Raw genomic sequence first — 14,507 nt, forward strand, 5'->3', positions numbered from 1 at the left:
GAAGTGTTCTATGACGTATGGAGAAGCGTATTTGGAAGGGTGGAAAAACATCTTTAATTATGAAGGTGTCGCCACCCGTTTTGAGTTCTGGTCGTTTATGATCGGTAGTGTCGTTATCTGTCTGCTACCGCTTTTATGCTGGTGGTTTGCGGAAACAATGAACAATGACTATGGTGTTTTCATTTTTTTTGCGCTGCCCGCGTCATTTATTTTAACGTTGATTTTTGCCGTACCGGCGATGGCGCTAGCCGTCAGAAGGATGCACGATATCGGATATCCAGGGTGGTGGGTCATTATTGTCGTGTTGATCCCTGTTACGGGCGTAATTCTGCTTATACTTTGCTGCCTGCCGTCAAAGTCACAAGACCAGGCATAATGACAGATGGTATGACGCATCACTTTCTGCGTCATGCCTTTCACTGATATCCCTCCCTGTTTATCATTAATTTCTAATTATCAGCGTTTTTGGCTGGCGGCGTAGCGATGCGCTGGTTACTCTGAAAACGGTCTATGCAAATTAACAAAAGAGAATAGCTATGCATAATGCAAACATCCGCGTTGCCATCGCGGGAGCCGGGGGGCGTATGGGCCGCCAGTTGATTCAGGCGGCGCTGGCATTAGAAGGCGTGCAGCTGGGCGCGGCGCTGGAGCGCGAAGGATCTTCTTTACTGGGCAGCGACGCTGGTGAACTGGCCGGAGTCGGAAAAACAGGCGTTACCGTGCAAAGCAGCCTCGACGCGGTAAAAGATGATTTTGATGTGTTTATCGATTTTACCCGTCCGGAAGGTACGCTGAACCATCTCGCTTTTTGTCGCCAGCATGGTAAAGGGATGGTGATTGGTACAACGGGTTTTGATGACGCTGGCAAACAAGCGATTCGTGACGCTGCCACAGATATTGCGATTGTCTTTGCCGCCAATTTTAGCGTTGGCGTTAACGTCATGCTTAAGCTGCTGGAGAAAGCCACTCAGGTAATGGGTGACTACACCGATATTGAAATTATCGAAGCACATCATAGACATAAAGTCGATGCGCCGTCAGGCACTGCGCTGGCGATGGGGGAGGCGATTGCTCATGCACTGGACAAAGACCTGAAAGATTGCGCGGTCTACAGTCGTGAGGGCCATACCGGTGAACGTGTTCCTGGCACCATTGGTTTTGCCACTGTACGAGCGGGTGACATCGTGGGTGAACATACCGCCATGTTCGCCGATATCGGCGAACGTCTGGAGATTACCCATAAGGCGTCCAGCCGCATGACATTTGCTAACGGTGCGGTAAGATCGGCATTGTGGCTAAATGGCAAGAAAAATGGTCTTTTTGATATGCGAGATGTGCTGGATCTCAATAAATTATAACCACAAAACATTTGTATTGATGCAAAAATAACATATCTAATTCGTTGATTATAAAGGGCTTTGATTTTTGGCCCTTTTATTTTGTGTTTTTTTCTTAATTGTTGATGCAAATTGCTAAAAATATAAAGTTTTGTCTGTGGTTTTTGTTGTTTTAATGTAAATTTTGACCATCTGGTCCACTTTTTTCCGAGTGAATTTTGTTTTTACATTCTTCTCGCTGTGCAAGCGTTTTCCTGACTACGTTAGGTGATCTTTTTGTCGCTTAATGCCATAAAAATATGCATGACGCATAAAATCATATAATAAATACCGCGATTGAGTTGACTTTTAGCGCCCATATCTCCAGAATGCCGCCGTTTGCCAGAAATTCGTCGGTAGGCAGATTTGCATTGATTTGCGTCATCATTGCGAATTAATATGCAAATAAAGTGAGTGAATATTCTCTGGAGGGTGTTTTGATTAAGTCAGCGCTATTGGTTCTGGAAGACGGAACCCAGTTTCACGGTCGGGCCATAGGGGCAACAGGTTCGGCGGTTGGGGAAGTCGTTTTCAATACTTCAATGACCGGTTATCAAGAAATCCTCACTGATCCTTCCTATTCTCGTCAAATCGTTACTCTTACTTATCCCCATATTGGCAATGTCGGCACTAATGACGCCGATGAAGAATCTTCTCAGGTACATGCACAAGGTCTGGTGATTCGCGACCTGCCGCTGATTGCCAGCAACTTCCGCAACACCGAAGACCTCTCTTCTTACCTGAAACGCCATAACATCGTGGCGATTGCCGATATCGATACCCGTAAGCTGACGCGTTTACTGCGCGAGAAAGGCGCACAGAATGGCTGCATTATCGCGGGCGATAACCCGGATGCGGCGCTGGCATTAGAAAAAGCCCGCGCGTTCCCAGGTCTGAACGGCATGGATCTGGCAAAAGAAGTGACCACCGCAGAAGCCTATAGCTGGACACAAGGGAGCTGGACGCTGACCGGCGGCCTGCCAGAAGCGAAAAAAGAAGACGAGCTGCCGTTCCACGTCGTGGCCTACGATTTCGGTGCCAAGCGCAACATCCTGCGGATGCTGGTGGACAGAGGCTGCCGCCTGACCATCGTTCCGGCGCAAACTTCTGCGGAAGATGTGCTGAAAATGAATCCAGACGGTATCTTCCTCTCCAACGGTCCTGGCGACCCGGCCCCGTGCGATTACGCTATTACTGCCATCCAGAAATTCCTCGAAACCGACATCCCGGTATTCGGCATCTGCCTCGGCCATCAGTTGCTGGCGCTGGCGAGCGGTGCGAAGACTGTCAAAATGAAATTTGGTCACCACGGCGGCAACCATCCGGTGAAAGATGTTGAGAAAAACGTGGTGATGATCACCGCCCAGAACCACGGTTTTGCGGTGGATGAAGCAACATTACCTGCAAACCTGCGTGTCACGCATAAATCCCTGTTCGACGGTACATTACAGGGGATTCATCGCACCGATAAACCGGCGTTTAGCTTCCAGGGGCACCCGGAAGCCAGCCCTGGTCCACACGACGCCGCGCCGTTGTTCGACCACTTTATCGAGTTAATTGAGCAGTACCGTAAAACCGCTAAGTAATCAGGAGTAAAAGAGTCATGCCAAAACGTACAGATATAAAAAGTATCCTGATTCTGGGTGCGGGCCCGATTGTTATCGGTCAGGCGTGTGAGTTTGACTACTCTGGCGCGCAAGCATGTAAAGCCCTGCGCGAAGAAGGTTACCGCGTCATTCTGGTGAACTCCAACCCGGCGACCATCATGACCGACCCGGAAATGGCTGATGCGACCTACATCGAGCCGATTCACTGGGAAGTGGTACGCAAGATTATTGAAAAAGAGCGCCCGGATGCAGTGCTGCCAACGATGGGCGGTCAGACGGCGTTGAACTGCGCGCTGGAGCTGGAGCGTCAGGGTGTGCTGGAAGAGTTCGGCGTCACCATGATTGGTGCTACCGCCGATGCGATTGATAAAGCAGAAGACCGCCGCCGTTTCGACGTAGCGATGAAGAAAATCGGTCTGGAAACTGCGCGTTCCGGTATTGCACACACGATGGAAGAAGCGCTGGCGGTTGCCGCTGACGTGGGCTTCCCGTGCATTATTCGCCCATCCTTTACCATGGGCGGTAGCGGTGGCGGTATCGCTTATAACCGCGAAGAGTTTGAAGAAATCTGCGCCCGCGGTCTGGATCTCTCCCCGACCAAAGAGCTGCTGATTGATGAGTCGCTGATTGGCTGGAAAGAGTACGAGATGGAAGTGGTGCGTGATAAAAACGACAACTGCATCATCGTCTGCTCTATCGAAAACTTCGATGCAATGGGCATCCACACCGGTGACTCCATCACTGTCGCGCCAGCGCAAACGCTGACCGACAAAGAATATCAAATCATGCGTAACGCCTCGATGGCAGTGCTGCGTGAAATCGGTGTTGAAACCGGTGGTTCCAACGTCCAGTTTGCGGTGAACCCGAAAAACGGTCGCCTGATTGTTATCGAAATGAACCCGCGCGTGTCCCGTTCTTCGGCGCTGGCGTCGAAAGCCACTGGTTTCCCGATTGCCAAAGTGGCAGCGAAACTGGCGGTGGGTTACACCCTCGACGAACTGATGAACGACATCACCGGCGGACGTACTCCGGCCTCCTTTGAGCCGTCCATCGACTACGTGGTGACTAAAATTCCTCGCTTCAACTTCGAGAAATTCGCTGGTGCGAACGACCGTCTGACCACTCAGATGAAATCGGTTGGCGAAGTGATGGCGATTGGTCGCACGCAGCAGGAGTCCCTGCAAAAAGCGCTGCGCGGCCTGGAAGTGGGCGCAACTGGCTTCGACCCGAAAGTGAGCCTGGATGACCCGGAAGCGTTAACCAAAATCCGTCGCGAACTGAAAGACGCAGGCGCAGAGCGTATCTGGTATATCGCCGATGCTTTCCGTGCGGGCCTGTCTGTAGACGGTGTCTTCAACCTGACCAACATTGACCGCTGGTTCCTGGTACAGATTGAAGAGCTGGTTCGTCTGGAAGAGAAAGTGGCAGAAGTGGGCATCACTGGCCTGAACGCTGACTTCCTGCGCCAGCTGAAACGCAAAGGCTTTGCCGATGCGCGTCTGGCTAAACTGGCGGGCGTTCGCGAAGCGGAAATCCGCAAGCTGCGCGACCAGTATGATCTGCACCCGGTTTATAAGCGCGTGGATACCTGTGCGGCAGAATTTGCCACCGACACCGCTTATATGTACTCCACTTATGAAGAAGAGTGCGAATCGAATCCGTCTACCGACCGTGAAAAAATCATGGTGCTTGGCGGCGGCCCGAACCGTATCGGTCAGGGTATCGAATTCGACTACTGCTGCGTACACGCCTCGCTGGCGCTGCGCGAAGACGGTTACGAAACCATTATGGTGAACTGTAACCCGGAAACCGTCTCCACCGACTACGACACTTCCGACCGCCTCTACTTCGAGCCGGTAACCCTGGAAGATGTACTGGAAATCGTGCGTATCGAGAAGCCGAAAGGCGTTATCGTCCAGTACGGTGGTCAGACTCCGCTGAAACTGGCACGTGCGCTGGAAGCCGCTGGCGTCCCGGTTATCGGTACCAGCCCGGATGCTATCGACCGTGCGGAAGACCGTGAACGCTTCCAGCATGCGGTTGACCGTCTGAAACTGAAACAACCGGCGAACGCCACCGTTACCGCTATTGAAATGGCGGTTGAGAAGGCAAAAGAGATTGGCTACCCGCTGGTGGTACGTCCGTCTTACGTTCTCGGCGGTCGGGCGATGGAAATCGTCTATGACGAAGCTGACCTGCGTCGCTACTTCCAGACGGCGGTCAGCGTGTCTAACGATGCGCCAGTGTTGCTGGACCACTTCCTCGATGACGCGGTAGAAGTTGACGTGGACGCCATCTGCGATGGCGAAATGGTGCTGATTGGCGGCATCATGGAGCATATTGAGCAGGCGGGCGTGCATTCCGGTGACTCCGCATGTTCTCTGCCAGCCTACACCTTAAGTCAGGAAATTCAGGATGTGATGCGCCAACAGGTGCAGAAACTGGCCTTCGAATTGCAGGTGCGCGGCCTGATGAACGTGCAGTTTGCGGTGAAAAACAACGAAGTCTACCTGATTGAAGTTAACCCGCGTGCGGCGCGTACCGTTCCGTTCGTCTCCAAAGCCACCGGCGTGCCGCTGGCAAAAGTGGCGGCGCGCGTGATGGCAGGCAAATCGCTGGCTGAGCAGGGCGTGACTAAAGAAGTTATCCCGCCGTACTACTCGGTGAAAGAAGTGGTGCTGCCGTTCAACAAATTCCCGGGCGTTGACCCGCTGTTAGGGCCAGAAATGCGCTCCACCGGGGAAGTGATGGGCGTGGGTCGCACCTTCGCTGAAGCGTTCGCCAAAGCGCAGCTGGGCAGTAACTCCACCATGAAGAAACAGGGCCGTGCGCTGCTCTCCGTGCGTGAAGGCGACAAAGAACGCGTGGTGGACCTGGCGGCAAAACTGCTGAAACAGGGCTTCGAGCTGGATGCAACCCACGGCACGGCGATTGTGCTGGGCGAAGCGGGTATCAACCCGCGTCTGGTAAACAAGGTGCATGAAGGTCGTCCGCACATTCAGGACCGTATCAAGAATGGCGAATACACCTACATCATCAACACCACCTCAGGTCGTCGCGCGATTGAAGACTCCCGCGTGATTCGTCGCAGTGCGCTGCAATATAAAGTGCATTATGACACCACCCTGAACGGTGGTTTCGCTACCGCGATGGCGCTGAATGCCGATGCGACCGAAAAAGTTATTTCGGTGCAGGAAATGCACGCACAGATCAAATAATAGCGTGTGATGGCGGATATGTTTTATTCGCCAATTTGATCGAATAACTAATACGGTTCTCGAAAGAGGACCGTTTTTTTATCTGTAAGACAAAACTTTGTTGGAATTCATATTTTTGATGGCGTAAGCAGGATTTTGCTCACACTAATCCTTCGTTAGGTTGCATACTATCGATATATCCACAATTTTAATATGGCCTTGTTTAATTGCTGCAAAACGAGTCATAGCCAGTCTTTTAATTTGTGAAACTGGAGTTCGTATGTGTGAAGGATGTGTTGAAAAACCACTCTATTTGTTAATCGCCGAATGGATGATGGCTGAAAACCGATGGGTGATAGCAAGAGAGATCTCTATTCATTTCGATATTGAACACAGCAAGGCGGTTAATACCCTGACTTATATTCTGTCGGAAGTCGCAGAAATAAGCTGCGAAGTTAAGATGATCCCTAATAAGCTGGAAGGGCGGGGATGCCAGTGCCAGCGACTGGTAAAAGTGGTCGATATCGATGAGCAAATTTACGCGCGCCTGCGCAATAACAGCCGGGATAAATTAGTCGGCGTAAGAAAGACGCCGCGTATTCCTGCCGTTCCGCTCACGGAACTTAACCGCGAGCAGAAGTGGCAGATGATGTTGTCAAAGAGTATGCGTCGTTAATGTCATTTCGTTGATACCGTGCGACCTGGTCGCCGGATGCGATGCTGGCGCATCTTATCCGGCCTACGGTTGCTCTCCAGCAGGGTTGGATAAGGCGTTTATGCCGCATCCGACAGCTATCGCCGGATGCGATGCTGGCGCATCTTATCCGGCCTACGGTTGCTCTTCAGCCGGGTTGGATAAGGCGTTTATGCCGCATCCGACGATGTTACCGTTTCGGCGCCACATCCGTCGTCCCCTGCAAACGGGGGCGATTTTCCTCCATTTGCCTCAACGGCTGCGTTTCATGTAACGATGCATGACAGCGCCCGACAAGATCCTGATACTCTTTGGTATTCAACCGTTTCCAGTGTAACTCGTCGTCACTAACACTGCGTACAGCGCGGGCTGGCGTGCCCATCAACAACTGGCGTTTCTCGCCACTAAAGCCCGCTTTGACAAAGCTCATAGCGGCAACAATGCTCTCTTCGCCAATGAACGCGCCATCCATAATCACGCTGTTCATCCCAACCAGTGCATCGCGACCAATCACACAACCATGCAGGATTGCGCCATGACCAATATGGCCGTTTTCCCCCACAATGGTGTCAGTATCACAGTAGCCGTGCATGATGCAGCCATCCTGAATATTGGCTCCCGCTTGCACGATCAACCGCCCGTAGTCACCACGCAGTGAGGCGAGTGGGCCGATGTAGACACCGGCTCCCACAATCACATCGCCAATCAATACAGCACTGGGATGGACAAACGCCGTCGGGTGAACCACCGGAATTAACCCCTCAAAGGCGTAATAGCTCACGGTTGTTAACGTCCTTTCCACACCGGATCGCGCTTCTCGGCAAACGCCAGCGGCCCTTCAATGGCATCTTCCGAATGCAGAACCGATGGATAGTGTTTCAACACGCCGCTGCGAATATAGCGATACGCTTCTTCTACCGGCATTTCGCTGGTGGTGCGGTAGATCTCTTTCAGCGCCGCGATCGCCAGCGGGGCGCTGTCAACCAGTTGCTGCGCCAGTTCGCGGGCGTTATCCATCAGTTCCGCCTGGCTAACCACGCGGTTGACGATCCCCCAACGCTGCGCCTCTTCTGCGCCCATTCTTCTGCCAGTCATTACCATTTCATTGACGATGGCAGGCGGCAGGATCTTCGGCAGACGCAGCACGCCGCCGCTGTCAGGTACGATGCCCAGTTTAGCTTCCGGCAGAGCGAAGCTGGCGTTATCGGCACAGACAATAAAATCTGCCGCCAGTGCCAGTTCAAAGCCGCCGCCAAAGGCATAGCCGTTCACAGCTGCGATAACCGGCTTGTCGAGATTGAAAATTTCGGTTAAGCCCGCAAAACCACCCGGACCAAAGTCAGCATCCGGTGCTTCGCCTTCTGCTGCCGCTTTTAAATCCCAGCCTGCGGAAAAGAATTTCTCTCCGGCACCAGTAATAATGGCGACGCGTAATTGCGGATCGTCACGGAAATTTAGAAATACTTCGCCCATTTCAAAGCTGGTTTTTGCATCAATAGCATTCGCTTTTGGGCGATCAAGGGTAATTTCCAGAATTGATCCATTGCGGGTCAGATGTAATGATTCACTCATTCCTTTTCTCCATTTTGCTTTTTCAGGGACGACAACGCCCCTGCAAAAAAATGCATATTATTTTTAAACGTGATTATTACCAGACAGGGTAGTACCCTGCTGTAGTGTTTATTTCAGCGCCTTTCTGATTATTTTCCCCGAGCAATTACGTGGCAGATCTTTTCTTATCTCCAGATAAGAGGGCACTTTAAATTTCGCCATATTCTGTTCGCAAAAGTAGAAGAACTCCTCTTCGCTCAATATTTCACCTTCATTCAGCACCACAAACGCTTTGATGGCTTCATCGCGAATCGAATCTTTAATACCAACAACCACGATGTCCTGAATTTTCGGGTGCGCGGCGATAATATTTTCCAGCTCTACGCAAGAGACATTCTCCCCACCGCGTTTGATCATATTGCAGCGACGATCGACGAAATAAAAAAAGCCCTCTTCGTCGCAGTATCCGGTATCGCCAGTATGCAGCCAGCCATCAGCTTCCAGGACTTTAGCGGTGGCCTCAGGGTTGAGAAAGTACTCTTTGAAGATGGTTTTTCCCGGTACGCCTTTAATGCAGATTTCACCGATCTCACCAGCCGGGAGCGGACGATTGTGATCGTCGCGAATCTCCGCTTCGTAGCAAAACCCCGCCCGACCAATCGACGGCCAGCGTCGTTTATCGCCAGGGCGATCGCCGATAATGCCAACAATGGTTTCCGTCATCCCATAAGAGGTCAGCAAGCGAACGCCGAAGCGTTCACAAAACGCATCTTTTTCCTGCTCCGACAGGTTGAGATAAAACATTACTTCCCGCAGATGGTGTTGCTGATCGCTCGCTGAAGGCGGTCGCACCATCAACGTACGGATCATCATCGGAATACATTCGGTAACGGTGGCGCGATACTTCTGTACCTGTCCCCAGAAGGCGCGGGCGCTGTATTTCTCGACCAGCACAAAGGTGGCTCCGGCAGAAAACGCCGCCATCGCCGCAGTACACTGGCAATCGATATGAAACGCAGGCATTACCGTCAGGTAGACGTCATCGTCACGCAGTGCGCACTGCCAGGCAGAGTAATATCCAGCGAAGCGCAGGTTGTAATGGGTAATCACCACCCCTTTCGGTCGGGAAGTGGTACCGGAGGTAAAGAGAATTTCCGCCGTATCGTCGGTCGTTAGCGGCGGTGCATAGCACAAGGTGGCAGGTTGTTGATTTTTCAGTTGAGTAAACGAACTCACACCATTATCAGCGGGAAGCGCCACATCTGTCAGGCAAATGTGCCGCAACTGCGTGGCATCTTCCTGCTGAATCTGTTGATACATAGGATAGAATTGCGCACTGGTCACCAGCAGGCACGCCTGGCTATTTTGCAGGATCCACGCGCTTTCCTCGCGCAACAGGCGGGCGTTAATCGGCACCATAATCGCGCCAATTTTTGCCAGCCCGAACCAGCAAAAGATAAATTCCGGGCAGTTGTCGAGATGTAGAGCAACCTTGTCGCCTTTGCGAATCCCCAGCGTATAAAACAGGTTTGCCGTGCGGTTAATCTCCTGATTTAACTCAAGATAACTATACCGGTTAACGACTCCGCCGCTGGATTCACAAATCAGCGCCGTTTTATGACCGTAAACGTCCGCCAGATCGTCCCACATTTGACGTAGATGTTGTCCGCCAATGATATCCATTGCACCTCTATCCATTTTGTTCGTTTGTTATTGGGCGGGCGCTAGTCAGGCAAGCCGACTGGCGCCACGCGTTTAGTCCTCAACTTTGGCCAGACCTTTGCTGACCAACTCCTGAATGTCGTTTTCGCTGTAGCCGATAGTTTTCAAAATGGCAGCCGTATCCATGCCATGTGATGGCATTCCGCGCCAGATTTGGCCTGGGTTATTTTTGAATTTCGGCATCACGTTTGGCCCTTTGCAGGTGCGACCATCCATCGTTTGCCACTGGGTGATTGATTCACGAGCCACATACTGTGGATTGCTTTCCAGTTCCGGTACGGTCAGCACTTTGGCGCAGGCGATATTCAGTTCAGCAAAGCGTTCTTTAACTTCCGCGATGGTGTGCGCCGCCAGCCAGGCATCGAGTTTCTCTTCTACCAGTGGTCCGTAAGGGCATTCGATACGGTGGATAAGCTGGGTGCCTTCCGGGATTTCCGGCGTGCCGAGCAGATGTGCGAGGCCGATATCTTTAAAGCATTCTGCAATCTGAGTAATGCCCACCAGTTCCATCACAATGTAGCCGTCGGCGCATTTGTACAGACCGCAACCGGCGTAGTAGGGATCTTTACCTTTGGTCATGCGCGGGCACATTTCGCCGCCATTGAAGTAATCCATCATGAAGTACTGGCCCATACGCAGCATCACTTCATACATGGCGATGTCGATGCTTTCGCCTTTACCGGTTTCACGCACTTTATGCAGTGCTGCCAGCGCCGCCGTGGTGGCGGTCAGGCCAGAAAAGTAATCGGCGGTATACGGGAAGGCAGGCATTGGCTGGTCAACATCACCGTTCTGAATCAGGTAACCACTGAAGGCCTGGGCGATGGTGTTATAGGCCGGAAGATTGGTGTACTCCTCGGTGCCGTACTGACCAAAACCGGACAGGTGAGCGATAACCAGTTTCGGGTTGTGCTGCCACAGGACTTCATCGGTAATGCCACGACGGGCAAAGGCCGGACCTTTACTGGCTTCGATGAAGATATCGGTGGTTTCCATTAATTTCAGAAACGCTTCGCGGCCTTCATCTTTGAAAATATTTAACGACAGCGCGTGCAAATTGCGACGAGAGAGCTGCGGGTAGTTAGGTTGAACGCGAATGGTGTCGGCCCAGGCGACGTTCTCGATCCAGATAACTTCCGCCCCCCATTCTGCGAACATTTGCCCGGCGAACGGCCCGGCGATTTCGATACCGGAGAAGACAACGCGCAATCCGGCCAGCGGCCCGAATTTCGGCATGGGTAGATGATCCATTATTAGCTCCTGAAAAATTGTGTAGCGCATGACTGCCGGATGCGGCGTAAACGCCTTATCCGGCCGACATTCGTGCTTCCGTAGACCTGATAAAACGCATCAGCGTCGCATCAGGCAGTGCACGGACTTAGCGGTATTGCTTCAGCACCGCACGACCCAGCGTCAGGATCTGCATTTCGTCAGATCCCCCGGAGACGCGGTCTACACGCAGATCACGCCAGAAGCGGCTGATGCGGTGGTTGCCCGCAATCCCGACACCGCCCAGCACCTGCATTGCGCTATCCACCACTTCAAATGCCGCATTAGCGCAGAAGTATTTGCACATCGCTGCATCACCAGAGGTGATGGTGCCGTTGTCTGCTTTCCACGCAGCTTCATACAGCATGTTTTTCATGGAGTTTAATTTGATCGCCATGTGGGCGAATTTTTCCTGAATCAACTGGAAACGACCAATCGCCTCGCCAAACTGCACGCGCTGGTTGGCGTAGCGCGCCGCATCTTCAAAGGCGCACATCGCCGTACCGTAGTTGGTCAGGGCTACCAGGAAACGTTCATGGTCGAACTCTTCTTTGACGCGGTTAAAGCCGTTACCTTCCCGACCGAACATGTCTTTCTCGTCCAGTTCCACGTCGTCAAAGGTGATTTCACAGCAGCTATCCATACGCAAACCGAGCTTCTCAAGTTTGGTCACTTTGATGCCTGGTTTGCTCATATCAACAAACCATTCGGTGTAGACAGGTTTGTCCGGAGAAGCCCCGTCGCGCGCCATCACCACGATGTACGGGGTGTAGGCGCTGCTGGTAATAAAACACTTACTACCATTAAGATAAATCTTACCATTTCTACGGGTATAAGTCGTTTTCAGGCTACCCACGTCGGAGCCCGCGCCCGGTTCGGTAATCGCTGAGTTCCACATCTGCTTACCGGTGCCGCGGAAAGCCATAATCTTGTCGATCTGCTCTTGTGTGCCTTCACGCAGGATGGTGTTAAACCCGCCAGGCAACTGATACAACACGTAGGTTGGCGCCCCCAAACGACCCAGTTCCATCCACACGGCGGCGAGGGTAACAAACCCCGCATCCAGACCACCGTGCTCTTCCGGGATCAGCAGGCTGTCGATATCCATATCCGCCAGTGCTTTGACAAAACGTTCCGGGTAGACGCTGTCACGGTCGCACTCGGCAAAATAGGCCTCCCAGTTTTCGCTGGCCATCAGTTCGCGGATACCGGCGACAAACAGTTCCTGCTCATCATTTAAATTAAAATCCATCTTTCAACCTCTTGATATTTTGGGGGTTAATTAATCTTTCCAGTTCTGTTTCGCGTCTTTAATAAAGGAGAGCGTCACCATAATGTTGACGAAGAACAGCGGGCATCCTCCGGCGATGATGGCGGTTTGAATCGGTTTCAGGCCGCCGAGCGCCAGCAGAACAATGCCGATAACACCAACCAACACTGACCAGCCGATACGCACCAGCAGCGGTGGTTCTTCACCGTCGCGCACTTCGCGGCAGGTGGACATCGCCAGGGTGTAAGAGCAGGCGTTAATCAGGGTAACGGTGGCAATAAAGCAGAGAATGAAGAAGCCCCACATGGTGGCAGTGCTGAGCGGCAGAGCGGCCCAGGTTTCGATGATGGCGCGCGCCACACCATACTGTTCGATCAGGTTTGGAATGTTGATGATATTTTTATCCATCAACAGCAGAGTGTTACTACCGAGTATGGTCCACAGGATCCAGGTGGATGCTGTCAGCCCCATCACCATACCGAAGCACAGTTCACGCACGGTACGACCACGGGAAATACGCGCGAGGAAGATACTCATCTGGATGGCATAAATTACCCACCATGCCCAGTAGAACACGGTCCAGCCCTGCGGGAAGCCGCCTTTGCCAACGGCATCGGTATAGAACAACATGCGCGGCAGATACATCAGCAACATCCCCACCGAGTCGGTGAAGTAGTTCATGATGAAGCTGGCGCCGCTGACGATGAATACCCAGCCAAGCATCAGGAAACTCAGATAGCTGCGCACATCGCTGGCGATTTTTACCCCTTTTTGCAGACCACAGGCTACGCAGATAGCGTTGAGGATGATCCAGCAGGTAATGATAATAGCGTCCAGTTGCAGGGTATGCGGAATACCAAACAGATACTGCATACACTCGGTCACCAGCGGCGTGGCAAGACCCAGACTGGTGCCCATTGCGAAGATCAGCGCCACCAGATAGAAGTTATCGACGATAGTGCCAAACAAGCCTTTGGCATGTTTTTCACCGACCAGCGGCACCAGAGTGGAGCTGGGGCGAATTACATCCATTTTGCGGACAAAGAAGAAGTACGCGAAGGCGACGGAAAGGAAGCTGTAAGTGGCCCACGGTAGCGGTCCCCAGTGGAACAAACTGTAGGCCAGCCCCAGCTCTTTCGCACCAGTGGAGTTTGGCGCTAAAGCAAACGGCGGCGTGGAGATGTAGTAGTAGATCTCAATCGATCCCCAGAACAGTACGGCAGCTGACGTACAGGAGGCGAACATCATAAAGATCCAACTGGCGGTACTAAATTCTGGTGGTTCGTTACCTAAACGCTTTTTGGCATACGGGCCAAACACCAGCCAGAACCAACCGAAAAGCATCACCACCATATACCATTCAAATGCCCATCCCCATACATTGGTGACGTAACTGAATACAGCATTAATAACGACATTCGCCGCATCCAGATCCCTTACGGTAAGCCAACAAAGTATGCCAACGATTATTAATGGCGGAAAGAACACCTTCGGTTCTATTCCCGTTTTACTCTTTTCTTTTGTCATGAGTTAATTCCACTGTGAAAACGAATATTTATTTTGCGTTCCCGTTTGTTTTATTTTTGTTAACATTTAATATAATTATTATTAACCTCGTGGACGCGTTAATGGCTAACTCATAATGGGTATTCAATTGGCTGCATTCTGTGATGTAAGTCACGGTTTTTCATCGGGTAAAAACAGAGTGTCTTTGTGTAAATATCCATTATTAATCAATATGATGGATTTGATTTTGAGTAAAAAAATAGCATCTGACTTTCAATATTGGTGATCCATAAAACAATATTGAAAATTTCTCTT

11 protein-coding genes are annotated in these 14,507 nt (G+C 51.8%); 5 read left to right on the forward strand and 6 right to left on the reverse strand.

Annotated elements, in window-relative coordinates:
• Positions 1–10: 10 nt before the first annotated feature.
• The 5 genes from D9734_RS01445 to caiF all read left to right on the forward strand — a co-directional run bounded on the left by D9734_RS01445 (position 11) and on the right by caiF (position 6,856).
• Positions 11–376 (forward strand): DUF805 domain-containing protein, encoded by a 366-nt coding sequence (locus tag D9734_RS01445; protein WP_130204839.1) that lies wholly within the window; start codon positions 11–13, stop codon positions 374–376.
• 160 nt (positions 377–536) lie between these two features.
• Positions 537–1,358 carry a 4-hydroxy-tetrahydrodipicolinate reductase gene (gene dapB / locus D9734_RS01450; protein ID WP_130204841.1) on the forward strand — a complete coding sequence of 274 codons (822 nt, stop codon included), beginning with the start codon at positions 537–539 and terminating at the stop codon, positions 1,356–1,358.
• A 455-nt stretch (positions 1,359–1,813) separates the two neighbouring features.
• The gene (gene carA, locus D9734_RS01455) at positions 1,814–2,962 is read left to right on the forward strand and encodes a glutamine-hydrolyzing carbamoyl-phosphate synthase small subunit (RefSeq protein ID WP_000597260.1); all 1,149 of its coding nucleotides are present in this window, start codon (positions 1,814–1,816) and stop codon (positions 2,960–2,962) included.
• 17 nt (positions 2,963–2,979) lie between these two features.
• Positions 2,980–6,201, forward strand: a complete 3,222-nt coding sequence (carB, locus tag D9734_RS01460; RefSeq protein WP_130204843.1) for a carbamoyl-phosphate synthase large subunit — start codon at positions 2,980–2,982, stop codon at positions 6,199–6,201.
• 259 nt (positions 6,202–6,460) lie between these two features.
• Positions 6,461–6,856 (forward strand): carnitine metabolism transcriptional regulator CaiF, encoded by a 396-nt coding sequence (gene caiF, locus D9734_RS01465; protein ID WP_130204845.1) that lies wholly within the window; start codon positions 6,461–6,463, stop codon positions 6,854–6,856.
• A 208-nt stretch (positions 6,857–7,064) separates the two neighbouring features.
• On the opposite strand, the gene caiE is transcribed toward caiF, so the two are convergent.
• From caiE to caiT, 6 genes are all read right to left on the reverse strand, one after another.
• On the reverse strand, positions 7,065–7,655 hold the full coding sequence (gene caiE, locus D9734_RS01470) for a carnitine operon protein CaiE (RefSeq protein ID WP_130204847.1): 591 nt from the start codon (positions 7,653–7,655) through the stop codon (positions 7,065–7,067).
• A 5-nt stretch (positions 7,656–7,660) separates the two neighbouring features.
• Positions 7,661–8,446: a crotonobetainyl-CoA hydratase gene (caiD, locus tag D9734_RS01475; protein WP_130204849.1), complete on the reverse strand. Its 786-nt coding sequence runs from the start codon at positions 8,444–8,446 to the stop codon at positions 7,661–7,663.
• Between the two features lie 108 nt (positions 8,447–8,554).
• Complete coding sequence (gene caiC / locus D9734_RS01480; RefSeq protein ID WP_130205062.1) at positions 8,555–10,108, reverse strand: crotonobetaine/carnitine-CoA ligase; 1,554 nt, start codon at positions 10,106–10,108, stop codon at positions 8,555–8,557.
• Positions 10,109–10,180: 72 nt separating this feature from the next.
• Positions 10,181–11,398 carry an L-carnitine CoA-transferase gene (gene caiB, locus D9734_RS01485; protein WP_130204851.1) on the reverse strand — a complete coding sequence of 406 codons (1,218 nt, stop codon included), beginning with the start codon at positions 11,396–11,398 and terminating at the stop codon, positions 10,181–10,183.
• Positions 11,399–11,525: 127 nt separating this feature from the next.
• Complete coding sequence (caiA, locus tag D9734_RS01490) at positions 11,526–12,668, reverse strand: crotonobetainyl-CoA dehydrogenase (RefSeq protein ID WP_130204853.1); 1,143 nt, start codon at positions 12,666–12,668, stop codon at positions 11,526–11,528.
• Between the two features lie 30 nt (positions 12,669–12,698).
• Complete coding sequence (caiT, locus tag D9734_RS01495) at positions 12,699–14,213, reverse strand: L-carnitine/gamma-butyrobetaine antiporter (RefSeq protein WP_130204855.1); 1,515 nt, start codon at positions 14,211–14,213, stop codon at positions 12,699–12,701.
• Between the last annotated feature and the right edge of the window lie 294 nt (positions 14,214–14,507).

The organism is Escherichia sp. E14S1 (assembly GCF_004211995.1).
Taxonomy (GTDB): domain Bacteria; phylum Pseudomonadota; class Gammaproteobacteria; order Enterobacterales; family Enterobacteriaceae; genus Escherichia.